We start from the raw sequence: 14,709 nt of genomic DNA, 5'->3' as shown, positions 1-14,709 counted from the left end.
TATAATTATTAAGTATAACTGTAAAAATGTTAAGTAAAACTGTACGAGGAGGTATATAGTATTTATGAACAAAAAATTATCTAAAAATGCGTACGGCGGCATAGCTGGTAAAGATTATGTCCCCTACGTTTCCAGCGGCTCTAAATCCGGAGGAAATATTGCTGTATTAATTATCGGTATTATTTTAGCTGTACTATTTGCAGCATCTACTGCTTATTCAGGCATGAAGGCAGGACTTACAGTTGCCGCCGGCATACCTGGTTCTATATTGGGGTCCGTATTTATAGCTGTATTTGCCAAACAAAAGGGTATTCTCGGCAAGAACCTGCTACAAGGTATGTCAAGTGGTGGAGAATCCATTGCCAGTGGTATGATATTTGTTTTACCTGCGATACTTTTAATAGGTTCAAAAGTTTCTTTTTTGGAAGGCTTTGTTGTTGGTGTAGGCGGAGCACTATTTGGAATAGGAACAGCTTCACTTGTTTACAATTATTTAATAGTTGAGGAACATGGTAAATTGATGTATCCTGAATCCATGGCCATATCTGAAACACTTGTTGCTTCTGAAGGTGCTGAAGAATCAATCAGGTACATGGGAATCGGATTTGGAATAGGCGGTGCTTTAACTGTTTTAACCGGCTCTTTTCTAAATGTGGCCAACAATGTAATAAGTTATGTAAATGAGTCCTTCTACAAATGGAAATTTGAAGTTGAAGTCAATCCTCTGTTATTGGGCATAGGATTTATAGTTGGTATGGAAGTATCTCTGGCTATGTTTGCCAGTTCTCTGCTGTCTAATTTTGCTATTATGCCTTTGATAGGCTACTTTGCTTCACTGGGGCAGGGAGGTCCAGCTGTATGGAATGATCCGAATGTTTCTGTAAATGCTATGCAGGTCAAGGATATAGCAGGCAGTTATGTAAAATACATTGGAGCAGGTATGATGCTTTCCGGCGGTTTGATAAGTGCTGTAAGGCTTATACCAACCATAGGATCTTCCGTAAGAGAAACTCTTAATGTCAAGACTTCGAAGGATACCGGCACTTCATCTGCTGAAAATCTCATATTGCTTGGCGGTATAGTGATAGGCTTTATAGGCGGTTTTCTGGTATCTGGCGGCAACATATTGATGGCAGTAATTGTTTCTATTTTATCATTATTGCTGTCACTGCTGTTCGTTATAGTTTCCGGGCGTTTAACTGGTACTATAGGAACTTCCAATCTTCCAGTATCCGGCATGACTATAGCTTCCATAGTTATTGTAACATTGCTGTTTGTGGGAATGGGATGGAAAAGTATTGGAGACAACAGATCACTCCTGCTATTCGGTACATTTATAGTTACTGCCATAGCCGCAGCCGGAGGTTACTCACAATCACAAAAAGTTACTTTTATAGTGGGCGGTGACAAGAATGAAATGCAGAAATATTTTGCTGTAGCCAGTGTAGTTGGTGTTGCAGTAGTTACCGGTGTCATATTGCTGCTTTCAAGCCAGCTTGCAATGACTGGTGATAACGTACCCTTTGCACTGCCTCAGGCTAATTTGATGTCAACCTTGACTGCAGGTATAATGTCAAGTAAATTACCCTGGGTAATGATAATTGTGGGTGCCGTTATGGGAGGTGTGCTGTTCTTGTTAAAACTCCCTGTAATGACAGTTGCCATAGGATTTTATCTGCCCATATCTACCACTTCCATAATATTGGTAGGTGCACTTATTCGTTTATTTGTAGAAAAAGTTTCTAAAACCGAGAAAGAAAAAGAAGTCAAGGTTTCCAATGGTATAAGTTTGTCATCCGGGCTGGTTGCCGGTGGATCCATAATAGGACTTATCGGTATAATACTTCAAGTATCCGGTGTTATAAAAGGAAGCGGACCAAGCGGATTTGCCGCTACCAATGGAATGGCATTTATAATGCTTATAATTCTTGTAATATTGGCTGCAGTACCTATACTGAAAAGTAAAGTGAAAGACGTTGAGTAACAGTGAAGAAGTATTGAATATAATATTTAAAATTTCGGATAACCTGGAATATGAAGTTGATAAAGATGGTATTGTGACTGTACTTGAGAAACAGGATCACAAGATCCAGAAGTTTTTTAGAAAACTTAAATTCGCAATTCCGGAATATAAAAAAATCACCATGGATGAGTATGGAAGTTATGTGTTTTTACAGATAGACGGAAGTAAAACTGTAAAAGATATTGGAGAGACTCTAGAAGTGAAATACGGTAATGAAGTTCATCCGCTGTACGAAAGGTTATTATTATTTTTAAATCATATTGATGCCAATTGTCATTATATAGAAAGAATAAATTTGTAAAATAAAGAAGGTGACACTGCACTATATTGCAGCTGCCATCTTCTTTATTTTAATTGTTCTCAATTTTAAATTTTTGAGTTACCGTGGCAAATTATTTGAAACGCTGAACTTTCCTCTGTACTTTGGGCATTTTACCTTCTATAGGTATCAGATCTTTTTTAGTGGTCATATTTCTTACGTTGATAAGTTCTACGTATTCTTTGTGTTCCTTTCCACTTTTGCTTTTAAGACCTTGAATTAAGAGCAGGTTTCCCTGGCTTATGGGTATGAAATCCGGCTTTTTAAACCACCTTTTTTTCGAATAGGAACATCTTACTATGTTTCTGCTTCTTTCAGGTCTTACCAAGAGGGTCACCGACAATTTATTGAATATCCACAATATAGTTTTTCTCTTTATTTTAACAGATATTACAGTACCCTGTACCTGTGTCAATCTATCACCATATTTTTTCAAATAGGATTTTGTGTAATATTGCGCAATTTTTTCTTTAAAACTCATGTATATACGGACTCCTTTATTATTTTATATAAGTGTAAATTGCATAAAAATTTAATTATATTATACCATAGTATATTCTGTTTTAAAATATGTCAGTGATTTTATTATGGTTTACATATACAGGACAGTATATACTTATTTTTAAAATTCGTTCCTAAATATAGCCTTGAAGAATACTATTATATTAAGCACTTAAAAGGAGGAAGAATATGAATAGAGAACTATCTAAAGAAGAAATTATATATAATTTTGAATTGAACGATGTGGATTTTAATTTTGATGATAGAAACAATTTAGATAATGGACTTAAGTCCGAATCTGAATATGGAGAAATATATGAAAGAATCAAAACTGCGCTTAATATAGATAAAGAAGGATATAATGTATATATTATAGAAAATTTTTCAAAAGATAGGCTTGAAAATATTATGAATTTTATAGACAGGGTTATTGGGAGCAAGAAGAAGATACAGGATATATGTTATGTAGTAATGAAAGATGGTAAAATTCCAAAGGCTATGTTTTTACCGGCAGGCAGAGGAAAAAAATTAAAATATATGCTGAATGAAGTACAAAATTTGTATTTTAAATGCACTTACGAATTCTATAATGATTCTTCAAATCAACAAAAACAAATTCTGGAAAGAGATCTTCAGATAAAAAGGGGCAATTTGATAAATAAAGCTGTGGAAATGGCCCAAGGTGAGGGATTTAGTTTAAAAATTACTGAAGATGGATTTAGTTTCATTCCACTAAAAGAACAGGGCAAGATGATGAGTGAAGAAGAATATGATCTGCTCAGCTTGAAAGACAAAGAGGAAATATTAAACAAGGTGAGCCGTCTTAAAAGCAATATGGAAGGAATACTTGAGCAGTTAAAGAATATGGAGCTCAGTCAGATTGAGAGAATAAAACTTCTTCTAAGTGAATATTATAAGGAAAAAACAGGTCAAATCAAAAGAGAATATTTGGAGATGTTTAAGGGGAATGAAGCTGCTGTAAGCTTTTTAAATAGGGTATGCGGCAATATAGAAAGAGAAATACAGAGTATATATACTATAAATTATGAAGTCGACAAGGAAAATATAATCAAGTCGATTTACAAATACTCAATAAACGTGCTGGTGGATAACGGTGGAAAAGATAAGCCTCCCATAATATTTGAAGAGGATCCAAGTATAAGCAATCTGCTTGGAAGTATAGAATATGAAAATAAGAATGGAAATTACATTACAGATGTGAGTCTTATTACTCCAGGATCGCTTTTGAAAGCCAATGGGGGGTGTTTAATACTTCGAGTGAGTGATCTTTTAAACAACAAGGGAGCTTATTATTATTTAAAAAAATCTGTTATGACCGGTAAGGTAGATTTGAATTACAGCAGAGGATATTTAGAATTATTATCTTTGAGCGGATTGAAGCCTGAACCTATAAAATTCAACGAAAAAATAATACTTATAGGAGATTATGGAACCTACGATCTGCTTTACAGATATGATGAAGATTTCAAGAAGATGTTTAAATTGAAGGGAGAGCACAAATCCCTTTTGAAGATAAATAAAAATACAAAAGCGGCATTCCTCAGAAAAGTTTTTTCCATATACAAAGAGAACAGTCTGCACCCGGTTAATGAAAGTGCAATAAGGGAATTGGCCAGGGTTTTGTCCAAGAAAGCCGAAGATAAAAATAAATTGTTGATGGATGACTATGAATTGGAAAAAATTTTGATGATTTCCGACAATAAAGTTTCTGAAAGAAAAAAGCAGGTTATAGATAAAGAGGATATCTTAAATGCAGTCTATGGTGAGAAAATGCTGGAAGAACAGCTGGAGGACATGTATAGGGAAGGTCAGATATTTATAGATGTAAAGGAGAAAGTGGTGGGTCAGATAAATGGACTTTCTGTCATAAGCACAGGATATTTCAGTTTAGGCAAGCCTGTGAGAATAACCTGTTCCTGCTTAAAAGGCAGTGGAAATATTGTAGACATTCAGAAAGAAAGTGATTTGAGCGGCAAAATTCACAATAAATCCGTGAATATTTTAAGAGGATGTATAAGCAGATTCATTGGGGAATATGAAAAATTACCTGTGGATTTTCACCTGAGCTTTGAACAGACATACGGTAAAATAGATGGAGACAGTGCTTCTGTGGCGGAAACTTTAAGTATCATATCTTCCCTTAGCAAAATAGGAATCAAGCAAAATATAGCGGTAACCGGCTCTATAAACCAATTTGGTGAGGTACAGCCTGTAGGTGGAATAAATGAAAAAATAGAAGGCTTCTTCAAGGTGTGCAAAATATTGGACAGTGCAAGAGATAAGGGAGTACTCATACCCAGGTCAAACGTAAGTGGACTCGTATTAAATGACGAGGTGGAACAGGAGATAATAAAAGATAATTTTCATATATATTATATGTATAATTTAAAAGATGCAGTGGAAATTCTTATGGGAAGAGATTACAGCGAGGTAATTAATGAGGTCAGGAAAGAATTAAAGAAGTATTCATCCAGCAAGGAAAAGCATAAAAGCAGCTGATGAAAATGCAGTAGATTTATTTATAAATCTACTGCAAAATTTACAATAATTTTAAATTTCAGTATCATACATTGAATCTAAAATTTACTACATCTCCATCCTGCATAATATAGTCCTTGCCTTCAAGCCTGTAATATCCCTTTTCCTTTGCAGCTGTTTCCGAACCGCATTCTACAAGTTTGTCATAGGATATGATCTCGGCTCTTATAAAACCCCTTTGTATATCCGTGTGTATTTTACCTGCGGCTTCCGGAGCTTTTGTGCCGCGTTCTATAGTCCAGGCTCTTACTTCTTTTTCACCGGCAGTTAAAAAACTCATAAGTCCAAGCAGTTTATAGCTGGCGCCTATAAGTTTATCCAGGCCAGCTTCTTCCAGACCATATTCTTTAAGCATCTCTGATTTTTCATCGTCATCTAAGGTGGAGAGCTCTTCTTCTATTTTGGCAGAGATGACAACTACCTGGGAGTTTTCATCTTTGGCATATTCCTTGACTTTTTTTACAAATTTATTTTCCAGATTTCCGGAAGTCAGATCATCCTCCGAGATATTGGCTACATATAGTACGGGTTTAGTGGTGAGCAGAAAAAAACCTTTTACAAGCTCCCTTTCATCTTCGGTTAATTCCATAGTTCGTACAGGCTTACCTGCTTCCAGATGATCTTTCACTTTAAGCATGAAAGTGTATTGTGCCTTGGCTTCCTTGTCTCCGCTTTTGGCGAGTTTTGATATTTTTTCTATCCTTCTGTCCATGACTTCCAAATCTGAAAATATAAGTTCCAGATTTACAGTTTCAATATCCCGGACAGGATCCACGCTGCCCTCCACGTGAACTACATTTTCATCTTCAAAACATCGAACTACATGGATTATAGCTTCTACTTCCCTTATGTGGGATAGGAATTTATTTCCCAGTCCTTCTCCTTTGCTGGCACCTTTCACCAATCCCGCTATATCGTAGAATTCTATAGTTGTATATACCTTCTTTTTTGAATTGTACATGTTTTCCAGTATATCTAATCTTTTATCGGGTACACTGACCACCCCTATATTTGGCTCTATAGTACAAAATGGATAATTAGCAGACTCAGCTCCTGCCTTTGTTATTGCATTGAACAGAGTGCTTTTACCTACATTTGGCAGTCCAACAATTCCAAGTTTCATCTATGTACATTCCCTTCCTAAATTTATAATTGACTAAATACGAAATCCTTTATAAATTATACTCTACAGAAAATATTATTTCAATCAAATACACAGGCAATGTACTTAATTGTTCCATATTCCATGGAATATTTTCCAAGAAAATAATGCGGTAAAATTTTGTAAAAACCTATAATTTAATGGATTTAAAAAATATATTAAAAGCAGGTTAAAAAAGAAGGAATTTTCACCTAAGTATAGAATACATATTTAGTGGTTTAAAGTGGTTGAAAGTGGAGCAAAATAACAGCAAAGGGGTGCAATAATGTTTTTAGGTGAATATGAACATGCTCTGGATGGAAAGAAGAGAATAATTATACCTTCTAAATTTAGAGAGGAACTGGGAGCAAAATTCATATTGACCAAGGGACTGGATGGATGTCTCTATGCTTTCCCACTTAATGAATGGCATGTTTTGGAGGAAAAACTAAAAGGTCTTCCATTTACTAATAAAAATGCCAGAGCTTTTGTCAGGTTTTTTTTCTCTGGTGCAAATGAAATGGAACCTGATAAACAGGGAAGAATTGTGATGCCCCAGCCACTTTTGGAATATGCGCGTATAAATAAGGATATAGTGAGCATAGGAGTATCAAGCAGGGTGGAGATATGGAGCAAAGAAGGCTGGCAGAAATATAATAATTCCAATATAGATTTTGACAGCATAGCAGAACAGCTCAGTGAACTTGGAATATAGAAAAATCGGAGGATGCTTTTTATGAAGTTTAGACATATACCTGTACTTTTACAGGAAACTATAGATAGCTTGAATATTAAGAAAGATGGAATCTATGTAGATTGTACTTTAGGCGGAGGAGGCCATTCCAGGGAAATATTGAAAAGATTATCCCCAAAAGGAAAACTCATCGGAATTGATGAGGATATTTCGGCAATTGATGCAGCAAAGGAAAATTTAAGTGAATTTCAAAATGTAATCTATGTACATAGAAATTTCTGCTATATTAAAGAAATTTTAAATGAACTTGAGATAAGCAGTGTAGATGGAATACTTATGGATCTGGGGGTTTCATCTTATCAACTGGATAATTCGGACAGGGGTTTCAGTTATATGAAGGATGCACCTCTGGATATGAGGATGGACAGAGACAATTCTCTTTCTGCCTATGAAGTGGTAAACAAGTATGGAAGAGAAGAACTATACAGTATTTTAAAAGACTACGGTGAAGAAAAATTTGCCAATAGAATAGTGAATTCTATAGTGAGGGAAAGAGAAAAATCGCCCATAAATACGACTTTACAGCTGGTGGACATAATAAGAAGGGCAATACCAATGAAATTTCAAAAAGATGGCCATCCGGCCAAGAGAACTTTTCAGGGGATACGTATAGAAGTTAATAAAGAGCTTAAGATACTTGATGAGGCACTGGAGGATAGTGTGGGAAAGCTGGGCAGCGGTGGGAGGATATCTGTCATAACATTTCATTCCTTAGAGGACAGAATAGTGAAATCCAAATTTAAGAATCTGGAGAATCCATGTACCTGTCCACCCGATTTCCCAATCTGTGTATGCAATAAAAAACCTGTTGTAAAGCTGATAAATAAAAAACCCATAGTGCCTACCCGGGAGGAAATGGAAAGAAATCCAAGGAGCAAGAGTTCTAAGCTTAGGACAGCTGAAAAAATTTAGTTCTAAAGTTTGAGTGGGGTGAATAAAGTGATAGTGATGGATGAAGGAAATATGGTAAATGGCAATACTGTACTGCAGCCGGAATACAAACCTTATAAAAAACATGGTAGTGATATACGTAAGAAGAAAAATATAAATAGACAGGCAAAAGTGAAAAAGAAACTTAAAGTTCTTCTAAGCATCTGTGTGTTTTTTATAATTGGGCTGACTCTCATATACAGGTATTCTGTAATATACAACATGCAGACTGAATTGAATTCACTGGAAAGCAATATAAGCAGCATCAACAAGCAGAATGAAAATTTAACCGTGGAACTGGTGAAATATGATAACCTGGAATACATAGAAAAAAATGCTGCAAATAGTAGGATGGGAATGATAGTGCCCGATAAGGGAAATGCAGTTTACGTAAACCTGAACAGACCGATTATAAAAGCTCAAAGTGATTTGGATGAAGCAAAGAAACAAAAAGGAATATTGGATAAATTGAAGCAATTAATATGGAGGTAAATGATTTTGTATAAAAGGGAATATAGGGATAAAGTTATTATCAGAAAGAGAATGATAATTGTTTTTTGTTTCCTATTTTTAACTTTCTTTTTATTGGTATGTAGAATGGGTTATGTAATGGTATATAGATCACCTGAGCTTAAATCCATGGCTGTAGCTCAGTGGACAAGCGACGTTAAAATTGATGCAAAGAGAGGGAAAATTTTAGACAGAAGCGGGAATGAACTGGCGGTAAGTGCCAATGTGTATAGAATTGATCTGGATATGAACACTTTAAAGGAGAACATGAAGGAGAAAAAAATATCACAGGATAAATTGTCCGGGGAACTTGCAGCTATTCTTTCCATGGATAAAAGTGATATATCCAAAATATTAAATAAAACACTGCCTGGAGGACTTCCCATCGGTTCTGCTACTCTAAAAAGAAGAGTGGAAAAAGATGCGGCAGATAAGGTGAGAAATTTAAATTTAAACGGAATACTCATATCCTCGGATACCAAAAGGTATTATCCAAACGACAATTTTTTGTCCCAGGTAATGGGACATACCAATTCAGATGGAGTGGGATTGACGGGAGTTGAACTCTATTATAACAAGGAACTGGCGGGTACTCCCGGAAGCAGAATTGCAGAACTGGACAGAAAGAGCCAGGAACTTCCCTACACCATTTCTGAATTTACAAAGCCTGTAGACGGAAAGGATGTAGTGCTGACCATAGATGAGATGATCCAGCATTTTGCGGAAAAATCAGCGGATCAGGCTCTTAATGATTATAAGGCAAAGGCAGTTTCAATAATAGTGATGAATCCTAAAAATGGAGAGATACTGGCCATGGCAAACAAGCCGGATTACAATCCCAATGATCCCTGGATCAAGGATCTGTCCTATGATGAACTTCAAAAAGTGTGGAGGAATAGGGCAGTCAGTGATACTTTTGAACCGGGTTCCATATTCAAGGTGGTAACCGCTCAGACTGCATTGGAAACCAATTCTGTGGGTCCCAATGACACTTTCGTATGTGATGGGAGTATAACCATAGGCAAAAGAACCATACACTGCTGGAAGACTTCAGGACATGGAGTACAGACTTTTGAAGATATACTGAAAAATTCCTGCAATGTGGGGTTTGCTGAACTGGGAAAGAAAATAGGAAAAGAAAAGCTGAATGATTATATACACAAATTTGGTTTTGGTGAAAAAACCGGTATAGATCTGCCTGGTGAAGCAAAAGGAATAGTTAAGAAAACTCAGGACATAAGCGATGTGGATCTGGCCACTATTTCATTTGGTCAGGCCAATACGGTAACTGCAGTCCAATATCTGAGAGCTTTTAATGCAGTGGCAAACGGAGGAAATCTAATTACTCCACATGTGATGAAGGAGATAAAACATTATGATGAAAACAGCGGCAAAGAAATTGTAGATAAAACCTATGATGTTAAAGCCAATACCAAGAAGATATTGGATTCAAGTAAAGCCGCACAGCTCAGAGGGTACCTGGAAACGGTAGTTTCCAAGGGAGGTGGAAAAAACGCATTTATAGATGGATATCATATAGCCGGCAAAACAGGAACAGCGCAGAAAGCCGGAGTTGGAGGGTATCAGCCGGGAAAATATGTGTCCTCCTTTGTGGGCATGGCACCGGCAAATGATCCTCAGATAACAGTTCTGGTATCTATAGATGAGCCGGATCCGTCCAATTACTATGCTGCACAGACGGCTGCCCCAACGGCAAAACAGGTTTTTACAGATTTATTTAATTATCTTGCAATAAAAGGTGATCCAGTACCTCAGGATACCACTCAAAGTGGTGCTCAAGATACATATGATGTAAATCAGGATGATTAAATTTTACTTTACATCGGATATCTTAAAAATTATAATAGAATAAGTAAAATTGATTGTTGGTAAAAATTTAACCCAGGGCATGCAATATTATTATGGATTTATGGTGTTGCATGCCAATGCTATGTGTAGAACCTGTGTATTTTGTATATAATTTATAGCTAGGGAGTTGATATTGTGAATTTAAAAGAATTATTGAACAATGTAGAATATAGAACTTTAAGAGGAAATGATCAGCTGGACATAAGGGAAGTGCAGTATGATTCGAGAGAAGTGAAAAAAGGGGATGTTTTTGTATGTATACAGGGGTATGTTACCGATGGCCACAAATATATAGACAGTGCCTGTAAAAACGGAGCTTCGGCAATTGTATTGAGTGAAGATGTAAAGCATGTTCCTGAATGTACAATTATAAAGGTAAAAGACACCAGGAAGGCACTGGCTGTAATGGCTTCAAATTATTATGGCAATCCTTCAAAGAAGATGAAAGTGATAGGTATAACAGGCACCAACGGCAAGACTACATCTGCCTTTATGATAAAATCCATATTGGAAACTGCAGGCTACAAGGTGGGGCTTATAGGAACTATATCCAATTACATAGGAAATAAAAAGATACCTTCCCACAGAACTACTCCGGAATCTCTGGAACTTCAGAAGTTATTCGGAAAAATGGCGGATGAATCCGTGGACTGTTGTGTTATGGAGACTTCTTCCCATTCCCTCTATCTGGATAGAACTTATGGAATAAAATTTTCTCAGGCGGTATTTACCAATTTGACAAGGGATCATCTAGATTTTCATAAAACTTTCGAAAATTACTATAAAGCTAAGCTTATTTTATTCCAAAATACTCTCAATTCCGTGGTGAACATGGATGATAAATACGGAGAGAAAATATACAGGGATGCTCCGGGAACCAAGGTGACATATGCAGTAGACAGAGAGGCCGATGTGAGAGGCAGCGGATTGAATGTTCACTCCAGGGGAATAAATTTCAATATAAGTTATGAGGGAAAAACGGAATCCGTGAACCTGGGTATACCCGGCAAATACAATGCCATGAATGCGTTGGGAAGTGCGGCAGCCTGCTTGTGTGAGGGAATAGACCTAAGAACTGTGAAAAAAGGGCTTGAGTCCATGGAAGCTGTGCCTGGACGATGTGAAATAGTTACCAGGGGATATGATCTGGGATATGAAGTGGTGGTGGATTTTGCCCATACTCCTGACGGACTGCAGAATATATTAAAGACTGCCAGGGAATTTACAAAGGGGAGACTCATCTGTGTATTCGGCTGCGGCGGTGACAGGGATAATACCAAAAGGCCCATAATGGGGAAAATAGGTACTGAACTTTCCGATTTTGCAGTCATAACTTCAGACAATCCCAGAACGGAAGAACCCATGTCCATAATAGATGAAATAGTGTCCGGGGTTGAAAAGCATAATTACACCGTAGTTGAGAATAGAAGAGAGGCAATAAAGAAAGCCATGGAAATGGCGGAAAAGGGTGATGTAGTAGTTGTGGCGGGAAAAGGCCATGAAAGCTATCAGATCCTGAAGGATAAAACCATACATTTTGATGAAAGGGAAGTAGTGGCAGACATTATAAGAGAATTGACAATGAACAATTGAGAATTGACAGTGTACAATTGCTGGGATTTGTAAATTGTGTATTATAAAAGAATTGTCAATAGTCAACTGTAAGATGTTCATTGTGAATTGTGAATTGAAAAGAGGGGTGTCGTCTTTGGAGTATATGAGTTTTGAGGAAATAGTAAGTGCTGTAAGGGGCAGGGTCATATTGAAAGGAAAATATGGCGGATATAAAAATGTGAGTACGGATACGAGAAAACTGGAGCAGGGTGATATATTCATTGCCCTAAAAGGAGAAAATTTTAATGGGAATGAATATGCAGCTGCAGCGAGTAAAAAAGGAGCGGCTATTTGCATCGTGGATGAAGTCAAATTCCGCAAAGATGAAATAGATGGATGTACCACTGTAGTTCAGGTGGAAAATGGAGGTAAGGCACTGCTGGATCTGGCTGGATTTTACAGGAGCAAACTCCATGTAAAAATAATAGGGATAACGGGTTCTGCAGGTAAAACCACCACCAAGGATATAATTGCATCTGTGCTGGGTGCCAAATTCAAGGTATTCAAGACGGAGGGAAATTTCAACAACCAGATAGGACTACCTCATATGCTTTTTAAGTTGGACAATGGCTATGAAGTGGCAGTTCTGGAAATGGGAATGAACAGTGCCGGGGAAATACACAATATGGCTGAGGCTGCAAAACCGGATATGGCAGTGATAACCAATGTGCTCAGGGCACACATAGGCATTCTGGGAAGCAGGGAAAATATATTAAAGGCAAAGCTGGAAATAACGGATTTCTTTTCAAGGGACAATATTCTGGTGATAAATTCAGATAATGATCTTCTGGGGAAATTAAAAGGCGGAAGATTTCAGCTAAAGAGAGTCGGACTGGAAAAACCTGCGGATATTTCCGCCTGTGATGTGGTGGTAAATGAAGATTCTGTTGGATTCAAGGTATGTGAAAATGGAGTTGGAACAGGGGAGAGCTTTGTGGTGAATTTACCGGGAAAGTACAACATAGTGAATTCACTGCTGGCGGTTGCCTGTGGAAGACTTTTGAATATGACTTATGAAGAGATAAGAAAGGGATTTAAAAACATAGAAACCACTGCACTCAGAATGGATATATGCAAGGGCGAAAAATACAGCGTGATAGATGACAGCTATAATGCCAATCCTGAATCCATGGAAGCTGCAATAGATGTTTTAAAAAATTTCAAATCCCGCAGAAGGATAGTTGTGTTTGGAACTATGAGAGAACTTGGAGATGCAGCTTGTGAGATGCACGAAGAAGTTGGAAGATATGCGGCTGAAAATAATGTGGATCTTTTTATAGCATTGGGAGAGCACAGCAGGGACTTTGAAAGAGGATTTGATTCCAGAAACAAAAATGGAAAATTTATGTTTTTTAATAAACAAGAAGAAGTTCTGGATTTCCTTTTAAATAAATATATTAAAGTAGGGGATACAATACTTGTAAAAGCTTCAAGGCTTATGAAATTTGAGGTCATAGCAGAAGCACTAAAGAAAAACAGCAGTTACTAGGAGGTGAAAGCTCTGTTGATTCAGAGTGGATATAGTTATGAATAGACTTGTATATTCTGTTCTAATAGCATTTTTAATATCAATTTTAGAAGGTCCGATTTTAATACCAATTCTCCATAAGTTCAAATTTGGACAGAGCATAAGAGAAGAGGGGCCTAAAAGTCATCTAAAAAAAGCAGGAACGCCCACCATGGGGGGGATAATATTTATATTGGCAGCTTTTATTACCATGGCAATACTGGTAAAAAACCCTTCAGATGAAGCCATGATAGCTCTATATGCCTTTGTGGCATTTGGAATAATTGGAGCCGTTGATGATATTTTGAAAATAATAAAAAAAAGGAATCTGGGTCTTAGAGCCTATCAGAAAATGATACTTCTTCTTATAACATCTGCGATATTTGCCTGTTATTCTGCGACTAATCCGGATATAGGTACATCTATAATAGTGCCTTTTTTACATAGAACCTGGGATTTGGGGAAATTTTATATTCCATTTATAATAGTATATTTTGCAGCTACCACCAATGCTGTAAATCTCACGGATGGTCTGGATGGGCTGGCTACCTCTGTCACTTTGCTGGTGATGACTTTTTTGGCATTGGTGAGTTTCGCTATGGGACATATAACTTTAGCTGTATTCTGTGCGGTTTTGGCAGGAGCTCTGCTGGGATTTTTAAGATATAATGCTTTTCCTGCAAAAGTTTTTATGGGGGACACGGGTTCTCTGGCACTGGGAGGGGCAGTAGCTGCTGTGGCCATGATATTAAAACTTCCATTATTGGTTATAATAATTGGTGGAATATATGTGATTGAGGCGTTGTCGGTTATACTTCAGGTAGCTTCCTTCAAGCTTACAGGTAAGAGGATTTTTAAAATGTCACCTATACACCATCATTTTGAACTTTCAGGCTGGCATGAGACTAAGGTGGTTTCTATATTTTGTATAATTACAGTGATATTGTGTTTATTTGGATTTTTAGCTCTGTAGTTAAAAATT

At 36.9% G+C, this 14,709-nt stretch carries 12 protein-coding genes; 10 read left to right on the top strand and 2 right to left on the bottom strand.

Features of this window, described 5'->3' with window-relative positions:
- The first annotated feature begins 64 nt into the window (after nt 1-64).
- Together CLLU_RS01995 and CLLU_RS01990 are read left to right on the top strand one after the other, a co-directional pair.
- Nucleotides 65-1,984 (top strand): OPT/YSL family transporter, encoded by a 1,920-nt coding sequence (locus CLLU_RS01995; protein ID WP_106007898.1) that lies wholly within the window; start codon nt 65-67, stop codon nt 1,982-1,984.
- Nucleotides 1,977-2,324 (top strand): PqqD family protein, encoded by a 348-nt coding sequence (locus CLLU_RS01990; RefSeq protein ID WP_106007897.1) that lies wholly within the window; start codon nt 1,977-1,979, stop codon nt 2,322-2,324. Before CLLU_RS01995 ends, CLLU_RS01990 begins: the two co-directional genes overlap by 8 nt.
- A gap of 91 nt (nt 2,325-2,415) precedes the next feature.
- Here the strand turns inward: CLLU_RS01990 and CLLU_RS01985 are convergent, their stop codons facing one another.
- Complete coding sequence (locus tag CLLU_RS01985; RefSeq protein WP_106007896.1) at nt 2,416-2,823, bottom strand: hypothetical protein; 408 nt, start codon at nt 2,821-2,823, stop codon at nt 2,416-2,418.
- Nucleotides 2,824-3,032: 209 nt separating this feature from the next.
- Here CLLU_RS01985 and CLLU_RS01980 point away from each other — a divergent pair, with 209 nt between their 5' ends.
- A complete protein-coding gene (locus tag CLLU_RS01980; protein WP_106007895.1) occupies nt 3,033-5,363 on the top strand; it encodes an AAA family ATPase in 2,331 nt (776 codons plus the stop codon).
- 64 nt (nt 5,364-5,427) lie between these two features.
- Here the strand turns inward: CLLU_RS01980 and ychF are convergent, their stop codons facing one another.
- Nucleotides 5,428-6,525 (bottom strand): redox-regulated ATPase YchF, encoded by a 1,098-nt coding sequence (gene ychF, locus CLLU_RS01975; protein ID WP_106007894.1) that lies wholly within the window; start codon nt 6,523-6,525, stop codon nt 5,428-5,430.
- A 304-nt stretch (nt 6,526-6,829) separates the two neighbouring features.
- Between ychF and mraZ the strand changes: the two genes are divergently transcribed.
- From mraZ to mraY, 7 genes are all read left to right on the top strand, one after another.
- A complete protein-coding gene (gene mraZ, locus CLLU_RS01970) occupies nt 6,830-7,258 on the top strand; it encodes a division/cell wall cluster transcriptional repressor MraZ (RefSeq protein ID WP_106007893.1) in 429 nt (142 codons plus the stop codon).
- 21 nt (nt 7,259-7,279) lie between these two features.
- Nucleotides 7,280-8,209, top strand: coding sequence for a 16S rRNA (cytosine(1402)-N(4))-methyltransferase RsmH (rsmH, locus tag CLLU_RS01965; protein WP_106007892.1), 930 nt, complete (start codon nt 7,280-7,282; stop codon nt 8,207-8,209).
- Between the two features lie 36 nt (nt 8,210-8,245).
- Entirely contained in the window at nt 8,246-8,719 is a 474-nt protein-coding gene (locus CLLU_RS01960; protein WP_207655934.1) for a hypothetical protein, read from the top strand.
- A 6-nt stretch (nt 8,720-8,725) separates the two neighbouring features.
- Nucleotides 8,726-10,567 (top strand): stage V sporulation protein D, encoded by a 1,842-nt coding sequence (locus CLLU_RS01955; protein WP_106007987.1) that lies wholly within the window; start codon nt 8,726-8,728, stop codon nt 10,565-10,567.
- Nucleotides 10,568-10,741: 174 nt separating this feature from the next.
- A complete protein-coding gene (locus CLLU_RS01950) occupies nt 10,742-12,199 on the top strand; it encodes a UDP-N-acetylmuramoyl-L-alanyl-D-glutamate--2,6-diaminopimelate ligase (RefSeq protein ID WP_106007890.1) in 1,458 nt (485 codons plus the stop codon).
- Nucleotides 12,200-12,314: 115 nt separating this feature from the next.
- The gene (locus tag CLLU_RS01945; protein WP_106007889.1) at nt 12,315-13,709 is read left to right on the top strand and encodes a UDP-N-acetylmuramoyl-tripeptide--D-alanyl-D-alanine ligase; all 1,395 of its coding nucleotides are present in this window, start codon (nt 12,315-12,317) and stop codon (nt 13,707-13,709) included.
- 37 nt (nt 13,710-13,746) lie between these two features.
- Nucleotides 13,747-14,700, top strand: coding sequence for a phospho-N-acetylmuramoyl-pentapeptide-transferase (gene mraY, locus CLLU_RS01940; RefSeq protein WP_106007888.1), 954 nt, complete (start codon nt 13,747-13,749; stop codon nt 14,698-14,700).
- Nucleotides 14,701-14,709 lie beyond the last annotated feature (9 nt).

This window comes from Clostridium luticellarii, assembly GCF_002995845.1.
Classification (GTDB): Bacteria; Bacillota; Clostridia; order Clostridiales; family Clostridiaceae; genus Clostridium_B; species Clostridium_B luticellarii.
This window is presented reverse-complemented; position numbering and strand designations above follow the sequence as displayed.